Source organism: Chitinophaga sp. 9-1-y, assembly GCF_059511905.2.
In genome coordinates this window covers 2,939,908-2,954,918 of sequence record NZ_CM197955.1, presented here as the reverse complement: position 1 = coordinate 2,954,918, position 15,011 = coordinate 2,939,908, and the positions used below count along the sequence as shown (strand labels likewise).

Here is a 15,011-nt window from a genome sequence, read left to right as displayed (position 1 = left end):
TTAGAAGCTCAGGTTAATACCGGCAGATAACGATTTGATAGCCGGATAGCGATAGTAAGTAGTACCTCCCACGGATTGCTCAGGATCGAGACCTTTATGCTTATACAAAGTGAACAGGTTTTCTCCCTGCAGGTAAACGGTCACATTATTCAAATGTGCCCTTTGCATCAACCTTCTTGGAAGATTATAGCTCAGGTTCACTGTTTTCAGACGGGCATAACTTGCATCATACAAAAAGCGGTTGGAAGTGGCTGTCCAGTTGGTTTGAACAGTAGTGAGTTTAGGCACATCGGTTTTTGTATTTTGAGGTGTCCAGCGATTCAGCATTTCGGGACCGAAAGACCTACCTGCAGAAGTTCCTGTACCTAACAGGTAGAGGTAATCATTATCCAGAACAGATCCTCCCAGGCTATACGCCCACATAAAGGATAACGAAAAATCTTTGTAGTTAAAGGTATTGGTGAAACCACCATACAAATCCGGTAAAGAAGACTTGCTGTAGTACAGGGAAGCGGCGGCAGAGTTGCTGGTGGTGCCTTTGGTACCATCAGGGTTATTAATATACCATAATGGCAATCCTGTTTTTTCATCCACGCCTGCCCAATCACGAATCCAGAAATCATAAATAGAACGGCCTACCATCAGCTTCTTGGTGCCACTGATAATTTCTTTTTGTGGCAATTCTGTCACCTTATTTTTATAGTGGGTCATATTCAAATCAACCACCCAGCTAAAATCTTTCGTCTTTACCGGTACGCCATGCAGGGTTACCTCAAAGCCGGTATTTTTCAGCGCGCCAATATTTTCAGCGATGGAAGCATACCCCATAGATGGCGGCAATGGCCGGTAATACAGGAGGTTTTTAGAGGCCCGCTGGAAGAATTCCAATGTACCGCTAAAGCGATTGTTGAACATGGCATAATCAACACCAACATTCAGATTCAGGTTGGTTTCCCATTTTAGTTTTTCGTTATACAGTACCCTGCGATAAGTACCCCCTTCTCCGAGGTTGCTGTTTACCTCCAGCAATGGCAGATAGTTGTAGAAGGCGTCATCACCCAGGTTGTCGTTACCCTGTGCACCATAGCTGGCACGTACGGTTAACAGGTTCAGCCAGGGGCTGTTTTTCAGGAAGTCTTCTTCTGTTACTTTCCAGGAAGCTCCTAATGACCAAAAGGTACCCCAGGCATACTGTGGCTTAAAGCGGGAGGATCTGTCTGCGCGCAACGATCCTGACAAAAAGTATTTGCCCAGGTAGTCATATTCAGCGCGGCCCAGGTAACTGTAGATATTATATGTATCAGTATATCCCTGGAGATCTTTGATCAGAGCGGCATCCGACAATTCGTCGAGGCCCAGTAGGGAGAACCCGGAACGTTGACCATCCATGAAGGTGGTGGTGTACTTATACGTTTCCTGGCCTGCCAGTAAATTGAGGTGATGCTTTTCGTTGAAAGTATGATCGTAGGTCAGAATGTTGTTGAATGTCCAGCTGAAAATCCGGGAAGCATTCTTTTCTACGGTACCTCCTACTTCTGCATCAAAGCCGAAGGTAGGATTCGTATAGTCGTGTTGGTTTTTGGCAGTATAGTCTGCGTTGTAGCTGGTTTTAAATTTCAGTCCTGGTAAGATAGTAGCTTCGCCGTAAATACGGGCAGAAACATCGTCTCTTATCAGGTTATGTTTATCGATCGACGAAGTGCCTATGAGGTTACTGTTGGTATTAGCTGCGCTGGGGCGATAGCTACCATAGTCGAACATTTTATTTCCATTGGCATCCAGCAAATAGGCGCCTGTAGTGCGGTCGCGCTGATAGATCGGATAGAAGCTAGCCATCAGGCGGCCGTAGTTCACATAGTTATCTGTGCGGCTGTCTTCTGAAGGAGGCGCCTGCTGATCGGAGTGTGCACCACTGATATTCAGTCCTACCTTCAACCATTTCTTAGCGTCCAATTCTACATTACTGCGTACATTATAGCGCTTGAATCCGGAGGCCAGGTAAACACCTTCATCATTGAGATAGCCACCGGAAATATAATACCTGCTTTTTTCGGTAGCCCCGCTGATACTGAGGTCGGCTTGTGTACGATGTCCGGTACGTTGCATGGCTTCATCCCAGTCATCATTCCACAATGCTTTAGCACCAGCCACCAGTTTACCATCGGTGCCTACCGGTTGCGGGAATGCAGTACCGTAAGGGTTAATACCTACCCTGCTGATAAGCCGGCTGCTGGCCTGTGCAGCAGCGGCAGCGGGAGTTGCACCATTCGTTAAACTACCATTGCGAAGCGCTTCCCAGTACATTTCAAAATACTGATCTGTGCTTACTTTTTCGTAATCCTTCACCGCTCTTTTAGAGAAACCCTGGCTTACGCGGGCATCTATTACGGAGCCTTGTTTTTTACCTTTTTTAGTGGTAATAATAATAACGCCATTGGCACCGCGGGAACCATACAATGCAGCAGAGGTAGCATCTTTTAACACACTGATGGATTCAATATCGGAGGGATTGATGGCACTCAGGCTTCCGCCGTAAGGCACACCGTCCAATACATATAACGGATCTGCAGAAGCATTGATAGATCCTACCCCACGGATACGGATGGTAGCATCTGAACCTGGCTGTCCGCTGGTAGAGGTACTCTGTACACCGGCGGATAAGCCCTGCAAGGCTTTAGATACGCTGGATACCTGCCTGTTTTCCAGCTCTGTCCCTTTGATCTGTGATACAGAACCGGTATAGGATCCTTTCTTGGTGGTACCATAGGCTACCACAATTTCTACTTCTCCCAGGTCTTTCCCGGAAGAGCGAAGCCCAATACTGAGCGGGCTGGTACTGATCAGTACTTCCTGCGATTCCATTCCAATGAAACGAACCTGTAAAGTAGTGGCAGCAGGATCATTAACGGATAGTCTAAAGTTGCCTTCCGGATCCGTAACGGTACCGTTGGAGGTACCTTTTATTACTACGGAAGCACCCGGTAGCGGCGTATTATCTTTCGCCGAAAAAACACGTCCGGTGACAGTTCGTGTTTGTGCAAATACTGCCGGGGCACTAAATAGCAGCAGTAAGAGAAGTAGTCGTTGTAACATAAGTAAAATGTTAAATGAGCGGTGATTGTTGGTTTTTCGAGGCAATACGAATTCTTGCCCGTATGTGAACAGACTTTATATTTGTTGTATCCCGATTTGATAATAATCCCGGAAGTTGTTGAAGCTCCGGTGACAGTTCTTGTTGTTTGTTGTAACCATCTGCTACTGCGATGATGCTAAGCGGAAAAGGTTTGTTGGTTTAATTAATGCAGGCAACAACAATCGTTGCAAACAAAGTATGGTTGGGTATATTTCTTCATAAGCTTACCTTTAAAAATTAGTTCCAATGTATTATCCTATCAATCCTATAGACTAATGGGTCGCAAAGCTAAATTCTTTCCAAGTTAAAAACAAAAGAAATGTTAAAAAAGTTGAAGGTAAAACGATTCACTGCGGGGTAGTTGCAGTACTGAAGCGGATTTTGCCAGATAAAAATGTGATGAGCGGCGTTTTTAGCCGCCTTTATGCATCAACAAGACAATTATAACACCAGAAGTAGTAAGGGTAATATTGGCTACGGCGTAGGCTACCGTGTATCCCAGCGCGGGTACTTTACTGTTCAGTGCATCCTGTACCGCCAGCAAAGGCGCGGATTCATCGTGCGCACCGGCACAGGCTCCCAGACCTATGGCAGGATGAAACTTAAATACATATTTAGAGAGGAACAATGCTACTACCATTGGCAACAGGCTTAGCACCATACCGGCCAGGAACAGCGTCAATCCTTCTTCTCTCAAACCTTGCAAAAAGCCCTGGCTGGCACTGAGTCCTACAATAGCAATAAATACATGCAGTCCCAGTTTGGTCAGTACCCACTGGGAAGCGGCGGGAATATAACCAAACCGCGGACGGATACCACGCATCCAGCCGAATACCAGGCCCGCAATCAGCGCACCACCGCTGGTACTGAGCTCCACCGGCACATTGCCCAACCGTACACTGAGACTTCCTACCAATGTGCCTACTACAATACCGCCCGCCAGGTAAACAATATCGGTTTCTACCCCTACCCTTTCTTTATATCCTAAAATGGCCACTGCTTTGTCCAACTCCTGTTGAATACCGACCATCTCGATTACATCTCCCTTTTGTACTATGGTGTGGGCAGATAATGGCATTTCAATCCCGGAGCGGGTAATTTTGCGAACACTGATACCATGAAATTCCGGATGCCGGGCAAACTCTTTCAAAGGCTTGTTGATAGCGGCTTTTCGGGTAATAATCACGGTGGCTGATTGCACCGGAAAAGTCAACAACTCCGCATCTGCCACCTCTTTTCCCAGTAAGGATTCCGAAGCAATGGCTGCAGATCGTTGTCCGCCAATAGCGATAATATCTCCCTGTTTAATAATAAATCCATTGCTGGTTTCATATAATTTGCCACCCCGTCTTATACGCAGGATGTACAACAATCTTTTTTTCTCATGCAGCATGTGTTCAATGTCGCCCACGGTTTTTCCGTCGCCTGCTAACTCGCCGTTGACGAGGTAAGCCCGGAATGCCACCTGGTCATAGGCATTGGTGATGTTCTCCTCTTCTTCCGGCGAAGCTTCAGATACTTTAGCTTCCAGGTCTTTGGTTTGTTCTATTAATTTGGCGCGACTTCCAGACATAAACCAGGGGCCTATTACAGACAAAAACCAGCTGGTGCCGGCGGTACCAAAGATATACGTCACCGCATATGCTACGGGGATCTGGTTAATTAACCGGGCACGCTCATCATCACTCAGGTTGAGTTCATTAATGGTATTGGAAGCTACACCAATGATGGCAGAGCAGGTATTGGCACCCGACATTAATCCTGCTGTGGTGCCGGTTTCGAAGCGTAGTAAAGAGGCAATGCCCCAGCAGAAAAGTACGCTGCTGCAACATACTATAAAGGAAAACAATGCAATGGGCAATCCATCTTTTTTCAATCCCTGAAAAAATTGCGGACCTATTCCATAGCCGGTACAAAACAGGAAAAAAAGAAAGAAGATAGATTTTGTTTCAGAAGGAATGGTGATATGAAAGCTGCCAATGGCAATACCCACCAACAATACACCCGTTACGGTACCCAGTGTGAAACCTTTGATATGGGCCTTCCCCAGCAGAAAGCCGATCAGCAGGGTAAGCATCACGGCTATTTCAGGGTATTTCTGTAATGTTTCAATGAACCAGGTGAGCATAAAGTAGTATTAAGTTTGCGCTTATATTACAATTATGATCACCTCTTGGTTCGGAGGAGTGCGTTTATTCTATGCGTTATCGCTTTCAAAACCTTCGTCAATCAGCCAGTTGCCGCTATCGGCAGCCTGTGTAGCCAGTTCATCACAACGGTTATTATATGGATTGCTGGCATGTCCTTTCACCCACTGCATTTTTATGCGATGCTTTTTATACAATGGAATGAAACGTTGCCAGAGGTCTTTGTTTTTTTTGTCTTTGAAGTTAATTTTCACCCAGCCCCATAGCCAGCCTTTTTCAATACTGTCTACCACATATTTACTATCTGTAAAAATAGTTACTGCTACGCCGTCTTTTTTCAGGGCTTCCAGTGCTACAATCACAGCCAGTAGCTCCATCCTGTTATTGGTGGTTTTGCGATACCCTTGAGACAACTCTTTCCGGGTATTTCCCCACATCAGCACCACCCCATATCCTCCCGGGCCAGGGTTGCCGCGGGAAGCGCCGTCTGTATATACTACCAGTTCCATGTTCTTCTTTAAAAGTTGCTAAGGTAGTTTTTTTTGAGCTTAAAGCAGAAAGGTGAAAGCATAAAGCTATTTTAGCGAATGACTGAAGCGGATATTGTCTTTGTACAGGATTAGACTGATTAGACTGATTTTTTATTTTGATTTTTTAAGAAGACGGAAAGAGATTTACCATCTTTCCAAATATTAAAAAAATAATCATCAAAATCAGTCTAATCAGTCTAATCCTGCACAAAGACAATATCCGCTTCAGTCATTCGCATCGGTGGCTTTATGCTTTCGCCTTTCTGCTTTACGCTTTCTACACCTGAAATACCCCTACACTAAAGGGTTGTTCTACCGGCGCATTGTTGGCCGCCTTGATACCTTCAGCGATACGTATACGGGTATCGGCGGGATCAATGATATCATCTACCCAAAGGCGGGCGGCCGCATAATAAGGAGTGGTTTGTTCGTAATATTTGTCGGTGATGGCTTTGAGCAGGCGTGCTTCTTCTTCCGGTGTAATGACTTCTCCCTTTGATTTAAGCGCGGCCACCTGTATCTGCAATAATGTTTTGGCGGCTTGTTCTCCACCCATCACTGCTATTTTAGCGGAAGGCCATGCATAAATAAAACGGGGATCGTAGGCTTTACCACACATGGCATAGTTGCCTGCGCCATAGGAGTTACCGATGATGATGGTAATTTTGGGTACTACAGAATTGGCCACTGCATTCACCAGTTTGGCGCCATCTTTAATGATACCGGCATGTTCGCTTCTGCTGCCTACCATGAACCCGGTAACATCCTGTAAAAATACCAATGGAATTTTCTTCTGGTTGCAGTTCATAATAAAGCGGGCGGCTTTATCGGCGCTATCGTTATAAATAACGCCTCCCATCTGCATTTCTCCTTTCCGGCTCTTTACTATTTTACGCTGGTTAGCCACAATGCCAACTGCCCAGCCGTCGATGCGGGCATATCCGCAGATAATGGATTTTCCATAATCCTGTTTGTATTGATCAAATGCGGAACCATCTACCAAACGTTCGATCACTTCCATCATATCATAAGGGCGGGAACTATCGGCTGGTAATACGCTGTCCAGATCCTCCCCTGATTTCAGCGGCAGTTGTGGTTCAATGCGATCAAATCCGGCGGTAGGCTGATGTCCCAGCTTGCTAACGATGCGCTTTACCTGGTCCAGGCATTCTTCATCGGTTTTGAATTTATAGTCGGCGATGCCGGATATTTCTGTGTGGGTAACCGCGCCGCCTAACGTTTCCGCATCTACATCTTCTCCGATAGCTGCTTTTACCAGGTAGGGGCCTGCAAGAAAAATAGAGCCGTTGCCTTCTACCATCAGCACTTCATCGCTCATGATGGGCAGATAAGCACCTCCGGCCACGCAGCTACCCATCACGGCAGCAATTTGCGTAATGCCCATGGCGCTCATGCGGGCATTGTTCCTGAAGATGCGGCCAAAATGTTCTTTGTCCGGGAATATTTCATCCTGCATGGGTAAAAATACACCGGCGCTATCTACCAGGTAAATCACCGGGAGGCGGTTTTCCATGGCGATTTCCTGCAGGCGAAGGTTTTTCTTGCCGGTCATCGGAAACCAGGCGCCGGCTTTCACGGTCATATCATTGGCAACAATCATGCACTGCCGGCCGCTTACATAGCCGATACCTCCAACGGTACCTGCTGCGGGGCAACCTCCATACTCGTTATACATATCATAAGCGGCAAAAGCGCCGATTTCAGTAAAGGTGGAATCACGGTCTATCAAATACTGAATGCGCTCGCGGGCGGTCAGCTTACCACGCTGCCGTACTTTCTCCAGGGCTTTCTTTCCTCCGCCCTGCTCTATTACACCGAGGCGTTGTTTCATAGTGCTGATAGCCATTCGCATAGCATCTTCATTTTTGTTGTTCTCCAGTTGCTGCTGATCCATAACGATGGGTTTTATATTCTTTAAAAATAAGGGAAAGAATTCAGTAAATTCGATAGACGACAGCCCTGCCGGTTGTCGCTTGCTGCACATTTAGATGATTATCACGATTAACGGGATTCTATTCTTATTTATATAGCGGTATACGGATTATGCAGGTACCTGTTTAAAAGAGTCAGATATATCTTTTAAAAAATAAAATCGGTTTCTTATGTCATTAACGGAACATTTAGCTGCTTCGCTGGAAAACCTTTACAATGGGCAACCCTGGATTGATGTAACCTTCCGGGAGCACCTGACACGCATAGATGCAGCACAGGCAGTCAAAACTTTTGGTACCTCCAACGGCACCTCCAATAATAGCTGGGAAATCATTAATCATGTTATATTCTGGCATCAGCGTGTACAACGCTTTATGCATAATGAGGCGCCAGAGCAGGATGGCGATCTGCCAGATTTTTATATGCCCGAAAATCATGGAGAGGAAAACTGGCAGGCCACCATTCACCGGCTGGAGCACTCCTTCGCGCAAATAACCGACAGTATCAGAAAATTTCCGGAGAAAGAATTATTCGATACTTTCCCCGGCACCAAACATATTGCTATTTACTATCTGCAGGGGCTGGCCGAACATGATGCCTACCACCTCGGACAAGTAGTGATGCTGCATAAATACGCCTAGAACAGGTCCATATCATACCGCTGTTCATAGAGTTGTTGTCCCCATAGCTGCAGGTATTTTTCACCGGTTTTGCGGAAGCCTGCCTTCTTGTAAAGGGCAATGGCAGTTTCCTGCATGCTGGTAGTCATCAGGTATACTTTCTGATAATCTTTCTCCCTGCAAAAATCGATGGCCTCTTTCAGGAGTTGCTTACCCAGTCCACGGCCCCGGAAATCGGGATGAATGAGGAACCAGCGCAACTGCGCCAGGTGGCGGGAAGATCCCAGTATGGCCACTGATCCTACAATCTGGTTATCTGCAATGGCCAGGAAAATGCGATCCTTGGCGGGATTATAAGTAGGTAAAAATTCGTAGAAGGTTTTACATACATAGGCTTCAAACTCCAGATTATACCCCGATTCCTTCGCATAGAGCTGTCCGTGCAAATAAATGAGGTATCCCACATCACCCGGCTGGAGTTGATAACGGATATGGATATCCGAAACGGCGCCGGCTTCCGGGGCGGATAAAATCTGCTGAATAGATTTCATGGCGCCGGTCATTTGTTGCTGTTGCTTTTCGGACAAAGGAGTGGTCAGGCGCTGAATTTCAGCGGTTGACTTTTCCTCCAGGCCTGCCAGTAATTTTTTACCGGCTGCGCTGAGCTGCAAAAAAAACGTACGGCCGTCGGCGGTAGATTGCTGCCGGTTCAGCCAGCCGTTTTTCTCAAACTTTTTCAGAAGGCGGCTGAGGTACCCCCCGTCAATCTTTAATACCTGTATTAACTCTCCCGCGGTGCATTTCTGGCGCTGCCCTATTTCATAAATCACCCGCACTTCTGAGAGCGACAGGTTGCTTTCAAGGATATGTTGGTTCAGCAGGCCAATCATGCCGGTATAGAAACGGTTAAACTGGCGGATACTGCTGATGACAGGTTCGGGATGGCTCATAGCTATTTGTTTCTCAAACAAAAATAAATAAATACTTGACAAAAGCAAATAATAAATTTGCCTTTGTCAAGTATTTATTTTAGCTGAGAAAATGTCGCAGTAACAGCCCGTCCGGGCACATTTGGACAATGATTAAAAGCGCTTTGATTTCAGGCGACTCAATGTTTCCTGGGAAATATTCAGGTAAGAAGCGACCAGTTTATTAGGTAGTCGTTGTACAATATGTGCATTTTCGTTTAGTAGTTGCTGGTATCTTTCTCCCGCACTTTGGGTAATAAAACTCATTAACCGCCCGGTATTCACTACATAGGCATTTTCAAGGTAGTGACGATAAAACTTCTCCCAGGCGGGAATCGTATCCAGCAAATAATAGAAATCATTACGGGAAATAGCCAATAACTGACCAGGTAAAACTGCCTGGATGAATTCATGGGAAGGTTTCCCGGAAATAAAGCTCATCAGCCCGCAAACACAATTATTTTCAAATGCCAGGTAGCGGGTGGCTTCCTGGCCATTCTCGTCTATAAAATATACCCTTACACAACCACTGTTAACAAAGAAGATATTTTTAGCTATCTCCCCTTCCGGCAATAATAGCTGGTTACGGACTGTTTTCTGCAACTTGAAATGAGACAGGATCGTGCTCAGCTGCGCATCCGTTACACTAATTCTGCGGAGGATATAGTCGGTTAATTGTTCGTACATGCTTAAGCGTTATTGCGGCGCGACTGTTTTCTCAGCACCAAATATATTAATAATGCAGCAATCGCCACCAGCACTGCCGCCAGCAAAAATACCACCGCAATGGCATGGGTTACCGTTCCCTGTTGTATCAGCATGGCAAACACCGCTCCCAATACTGCCGTTCCTGTTATATGCCCGGTAGTACGTGACAGGGACAAGAGTCCGCTCATGAGTCCACGCTGCGCTGGTGCCGCCAGCTCCATCACCGCCGTATTATTAGGTGTTTGAAAAAATGTAAGTCCTACCTGGATGAGCCCAATCCGCCATAAAAAGCCAACAATACCCTGTTCCACGCTAATGCTGCTCATGGCCACACAACCGGCCACCATAATCAATACGCCCACCAGCATTACTTTACGTGCATGAAATTTATCGGCGGCCTTCCCGGCAAACACGCTCAATACAGCCGTCACCAGTGGTCCAAAGGACATCAATAACCCGGTTTGCAACGGCGTGTAGTGTCCCTCATTGGTGAGATAAAAAGGTAACAGTACTACGGTAGCCATGATCACGGTATATACCAGCCACGCCGCCAGCAAACTGGCAGATAGTAAGGGATGCCGGAAAAGTTGCATGTCCAGGAAGGGATGCCGCACCTTCCGTTCGTAACGCACGAAGCAGATGGCGCCTCCGATAAAACCAGCCAGGAGCAGCCACACCGACCTGCTCAGAAATCCTTTGTCTTCCATCATGGTCATTCCCATGCAATAACACACCAGCACCCCTGCCAGGATCAGCATACCTGTCCAGTCGGCTGGCTGTGCACCCACCCGGGCCGTAGCCGGTACATATTTGCGTACCAGCAGATACGCCAGTATCCCTAGTGGAATGTTCACCAGAAACATCGCCTGCCAACCCAATGTAGCCACCAGGATCCCGCCACAGGTGGGCCCGGAAGCGATACCCAGCGGCACCATCATGGTAAGCCAGCCCATGGTTTTTCCTAACTGACTTTTAGGAACCAGGTCACCGGCAATGGCGAAGCTGAGCGATAAACAGAAGGCGGCGCCTATTCCCTGCATGGCCCGGAAAACAATCAATGCATTAATACCAGCCGCCATTCCACAACCCCAGGACGCAATGGTAAATACCAGGATCCCCAACAGGTACAATTTCTTTTTACCGAACATATCGCCTAAACGACCCGCTCCGGCAATTAATGCGGTCAACAGCAACATATAACTAAGCACTACCCATTGGGCGGCGGCAAAAGAAGCGTGCAGGTGTTTCATTAATACCGGTAATCCTACAATCACAATACTTGTATCCAGGTTTACCATAAACAAGATCAGCGCAAGCCCTGCTACGGCGGCCTTTACCTGCCATGAATGGGGTGGCGGCAATTCCGCTACCGGAGGAGTTTTCTCCGCTATGAGCGGAGCATTTGTTGTTAAACCAGTCATATTTATTCGTTTTTGATGGCACAAAGGTGTAGCCATCCCGCTCCCTGAAAATTGATCCAGGTCAATAAATGAACCGGTGCAGCCCTCTTCTGTCAAAAGACCGGAAGATCATTATCTTTGCCTCTTTGCGGGAAAGTAGTATCTTGATTAAATTTGATGTATGTCGCCAGGTTTATTATTCTCATTCGTCGTTGCCTACTTTGTAATTCTATTGGTAGTCGCATGGTATACAGGTCGTAATTCGAACAACGACTCCTTTTTTATAGGCAACCGTAACAGTAACTGGATGCTGGTGGCCTTCGGTATGATCGGTACTTCGCTCAGTGGGGTGACTTTTGTGAGCGTCCCCGGCGCCGTGGGAAAAGATGCATTTTCGTATATGCAAATTACCCTCGGGTATTTTATCGGGTATATTACCATTGCCTATGTATTGATTCCTTTATACTACCGGCTTCAGTTAACATCTATTTATAATTACCTCCATACACGGTTTGGGAACTATTCTTACAAAACAGGCGCCTCCTTCTTTATTCTTTCCCGTACCCTTGGCGCTACGGCCAGGTTATACCTCGTGGTAAGAATATTACAGGATGCAATCCTCTCCAGTTTTGGCGTTCCCTTCTGGCTTACCACGCTGATTATCTTGTTTATGATCCTGCTGTATACGTATGAAGGTGGTGTAAAAACCATTGTATATACAGATACCCTGCAAACTACCTGTATGCTGGCGGGGCTGATCATCTGCGTTGGATTTATATTACATACCATGGATCTGAGCCTGGGGCAAAGCTTTACTGCTATGCACGAAAAAGGACTTACCACTATTTTCAATACAGATCCAAACAGTAAGCTCTTTTTCGTCAAACAAATTATTGCCGGGGCATTCATTACGATTACCATGACGGGCCTTGACCAGGAGATGATGCAGAAAAATATCTCGGTAAAAACATTAAAAGATTCCAAAAAAAATATGGTGTCGCTGGCCTTTATTATGGTGATTGTAATAGGGCTGTTTCTTTTCCTGGGAGGTTTACTTCACCTGTATGGTGCCCAGCAGCAGGTAACTGTTACGGGAGATAAATTATTCCCTGAGCTGGCGTTGCATCATATGCCGCCCGTGATTTCCGTGATCTTTATTATTGCGCTGATATCGGCCCTGTTTCCAAGTGCAGACGGTGCTATGACGGCGTTAACCTCGTCGCTTTGCATTGACATCCTGGATATGCAGCAACGCACCGACTGGACCGAAGCGCAAAAGAAGAAATATCGTCAGCGGATACACCTGCTGATGGCCCTTATTTTCCTGCTGTTTGTGATGATTTTTGAGTGGGTGAATAATCCAAGCATGATCGGTGTGATCCTTAAAGTGGCGGCTTATACTTATGGTCCTTTGTTAGGATTGTTTGCATTTGGTATTTTAACGAAGCGCCAGGTAAATGATAAGCTGGTGCCGGTGGTATGTGTGGCGGCTCCCTTACTTTGCCTGGTGGTTGATCTTAACCAGGCTGCCTTGTTTGGAAAGTTCCAGATTGGGCTGGAATTATTACTGATCAATGGATTCTTTACTTTCCTGGGATTGTTGTTGATCGGGAAACGAAAAGCATAAAGGATAAAACTATTTAAAGCAAATGACCAGCGCGGGTAATCAGCTTACCTATTCGCGCTGGTCATTTGCTTTAATATTCTACGCTTCCACGGCTACTTCCACTGGCACTGTTTTGCTCAACAGGTCTAACTCCAGCACCGTTGTATTAGCACTCTCGCGGTACATGGGCACAAATTTCCGGTTATGTGAAATTTCCTGGTAAGTATAAGAGGTACGCTGTAACACGGTGTTCGCGTATACATCGTTAAATCCTTTTACCGTCACATATATTTCCACATCTGCTACTTCCATATCTTCCGAAGAAAATCCAAGCAGGGGGCTGTTGTCGTCGATCACGTGCACCACTGTCCAGTTCATTGACAGTGTTTCCACCATTCTCCTTTCCAATGGCAGGCTATAAAATTTGTATACCGCATTGCCATTTTCCTGTACCTGCAAACCCAGTGTTACCAGCACTTCCACGTTGGTAAGCGTATGGTGATCTTTGTAAGAAGCCATGCGGAACATCAGGGCGGTTTTGTCCTGGAAAGGTGTAATCAATGCTTCATCGCTAAACAACAGGTGTGCCCTTGGCTTTGAAAACCGGCCATAGATAAGACCTGTCGCTACCGCGAAGGATAAAAAGCCCGTCATGGCTTCAATAGCAGCGACCACATTTACGCCATCCCCTACGGGATTTACCCGGCCGTAGCCCACGGTGGTAAAGGTTTCTGTGCTGAAGAAATAGATCTCTTTAAATTTTTCCCAGGGAGTTTTACCAATAATCCCCTGGAATTCTCCTACCCCCAAACACCAGTAAATACCGGAATACAGCAGGTTGATGGAAAAATAGAACGTCAATATCACCAACGCAAACTGCCAGGCCGGTAAATTCAGCAGGGCATGGTAAATGTTGAAACGGTGCATAAAGGAACGTCCTTCCCGACGTATATTAAATGAGCCGTCACGATTAATAAAACGACCGCCGTAACCATTGGCATTTACACCAAATCCGGTATCGTTATTTTGCCTGGAAAAAGGGTTGATTCTTTTCAGAAGCGCCATAGATAGATGATTATGGCGTAAAGGTAATTTTTATGCGAATATTAAGATCGCTATAATGCAAAAGGTTGGCTAAAAAGTAATCCACTTCTTAGCCAACCTTTTTCAAAAAGAAATTATTTACAATCACCATCCGGCGTACAAACCTGTCCTGATAAGGTTTCCAGCTCCACTACCGGTTGTGTTTTTTTCCATTCTCCATACGCCTGTTCCAGTGCCTGTGTAAATGCATCCGTTGGTTGTGCTCCGGATACGCCAAACTTACGATCCAGTACAAAAAACGGTACGCCCCTGATGCCCAGTTGTTGTGCTTCATGTACATCTTTGTTTACGGCATCCGCCAGGTCCTTGGATTGTAAAGCGGCGGTGATAGCGGCTTTATCCAATCCTATTTCAGCACCCAGTTCCAACAGGGTATTGTGATCGCTCATATCTTTACCTTCTGTAAAATAGGCATAGAATAAACGTTCTTCTGCTGCGTCGCCGAGCTGGTGTTGTTTTGCCAGCTGGATGAGGCGGTGTGCATCAAAGGAATTGGCGATAACGGCTTTGTCGAAGTTATAGGTGAGTCCTACTTCTTTGGCAGTGCCGGTCATTTGTTCGTGAACGCTCACTGACCATTCGCGGGACTGACCTTTTATTTCTGCCAGGTACTCGTATACATCTTTGCCTGGCTGGGATTTCAGCTCAGGGTTAAGTTGAAAGCTTTTCCACTCAACGGTGATATTCTCTTTTCCCGGAAACTGTGCTAATGCTGCTTCAAATTTCCGTTTGCCGATATAGCAAAACGGACACATGATGTCAGACCATATTTCTACTTTCATCATTTTTTATTTAAGTTCCAACTGTAAAATTAATACATTTGCTATCAAAAAGTAAGCAGT

The 15,011-nt window shown here is 46.1% G+C and carries 11 protein-coding genes; 2 read left to right on the top strand and 9 right to left on the bottom strand.

Annotated features, from left to right (window positions below):
• The 4 genes from AC5ZC7_RS11625 to AC5ZC7_RS11610 all read right to left on the bottom strand — a co-directional run bounded on the left by AC5ZC7_RS11625 (position 1) and on the right by AC5ZC7_RS11610 (position 7,725).
• Positions 1 to 3,093 (bottom strand): SusC/RagA family TonB-linked outer membrane protein, encoded by a 3,093-nt coding sequence (locus AC5ZC7_RS11625; RefSeq protein WP_496159118.1) that lies wholly within the window; start codon positions 3,091 to 3,093, stop codon positions 1 to 3.
• 452 nt (positions 3,094 to 3,545) lie between these two features.
• The gene (aspT, locus tag AC5ZC7_RS11620) at positions 3,546 to 5,261 is read right to left on the bottom strand and encodes an aspartate-alanine antiporter (RefSeq protein ID WP_496159119.1); all 1,716 of its coding nucleotides are present in this window, start codon (positions 5,259 to 5,261) and stop codon (positions 3,546 to 3,548) included.
• A gap of 69 nt (positions 5,262 to 5,330) precedes the next feature.
• Positions 5,331 to 5,789 (bottom strand): ribonuclease HI, encoded by a 459-nt coding sequence (gene rnhA, locus AC5ZC7_RS11615; RefSeq protein WP_496159120.1) that lies wholly within the window; start codon positions 5,787 to 5,789, stop codon positions 5,331 to 5,333.
• A gap of 298 nt (positions 5,790 to 6,087) precedes the next feature.
• Positions 6,088 to 7,725, bottom strand: coding sequence for a carboxyl transferase domain-containing protein (locus AC5ZC7_RS11610; protein ID WP_496159121.1), 1,638 nt, complete (start codon positions 7,723 to 7,725; stop codon positions 6,088 to 6,090).
• A 208-nt stretch (positions 7,726 to 7,933) separates the two neighbouring features.
• Between AC5ZC7_RS11610 and AC5ZC7_RS11605 the strand changes: the two genes are divergently transcribed.
• Positions 7,934 to 8,404 carry a DinB family protein gene (locus AC5ZC7_RS11605; RefSeq protein ID WP_496159122.1) on the top strand — a complete coding sequence of 157 codons (471 nt, stop codon included), beginning with the start codon at positions 7,934 to 7,936 and terminating at the stop codon, positions 8,402 to 8,404.
• On the opposite strand, the gene AC5ZC7_RS11600 is transcribed toward AC5ZC7_RS11605, so the two are convergent.
• The 3 genes from AC5ZC7_RS11600 to AC5ZC7_RS11590 form a co-directional block, all read right to left on the bottom strand.
• Positions 8,401 to 9,333 (bottom strand): GNAT family N-acetyltransferase, encoded by a 933-nt coding sequence (locus AC5ZC7_RS11600; RefSeq protein ID WP_496159123.1) that lies wholly within the window; start codon positions 9,331 to 9,333, stop codon positions 8,401 to 8,403. The genes AC5ZC7_RS11605 and AC5ZC7_RS11600 overlap by 4 nt on opposite strands.
• A gap of 132 nt (positions 9,334 to 9,465) precedes the next feature.
• The gene (locus tag AC5ZC7_RS11595; RefSeq protein ID WP_496159124.1) at positions 9,466 to 10,038 is read right to left on the bottom strand and encodes a cyclic nucleotide-binding domain-containing protein; all 573 of its coding nucleotides are present in this window, start codon (positions 10,036 to 10,038) and stop codon (positions 9,466 to 9,468) included.
• 2 nt (positions 10,039 to 10,040) lie between these two features.
• Positions 10,041 to 11,480: an MFS transporter gene (locus AC5ZC7_RS11590; protein ID WP_496159125.1), complete on the bottom strand. Its 1,440-nt coding sequence runs from the start codon at positions 11,478 to 11,480 to the stop codon at positions 10,041 to 10,043.
• Between the two features lie 160 nt (positions 11,481 to 11,640).
• Between AC5ZC7_RS11590 and AC5ZC7_RS11585 the strand changes: the two genes are divergently transcribed.
• The gene (locus AC5ZC7_RS11585) at positions 11,641 to 13,086 is read left to right on the top strand and encodes a sodium:solute symporter family transporter (protein WP_496159126.1); all 1,446 of its coding nucleotides are present in this window, start codon (positions 11,641 to 11,643) and stop codon (positions 13,084 to 13,086) included.
• Positions 13,087 to 13,164: 78 nt separating this feature from the next.
• Here the strand turns inward: AC5ZC7_RS11585 and AC5ZC7_RS11580 are convergent, their stop codons facing one another.
• Both AC5ZC7_RS11580 and AC5ZC7_RS11575 read right to left on the bottom strand, forming a co-directional pair.
• Positions 13,165 to 14,130: an ion channel gene (locus AC5ZC7_RS11580; protein ID WP_496159127.1), complete on the bottom strand. Its 966-nt coding sequence runs from the start codon at positions 14,128 to 14,130 to the stop codon at positions 13,165 to 13,167.
• A 113-nt stretch (positions 14,131 to 14,243) separates the two neighbouring features.
• Positions 14,244 to 14,951, bottom strand: a complete 708-nt coding sequence (locus tag AC5ZC7_RS11575; protein WP_496159128.1) for a DsbA family protein — start codon at positions 14,949 to 14,951, stop codon at positions 14,244 to 14,246.
• Between the last annotated feature and the right edge of the window lie 60 nt (positions 14,952 to 15,011).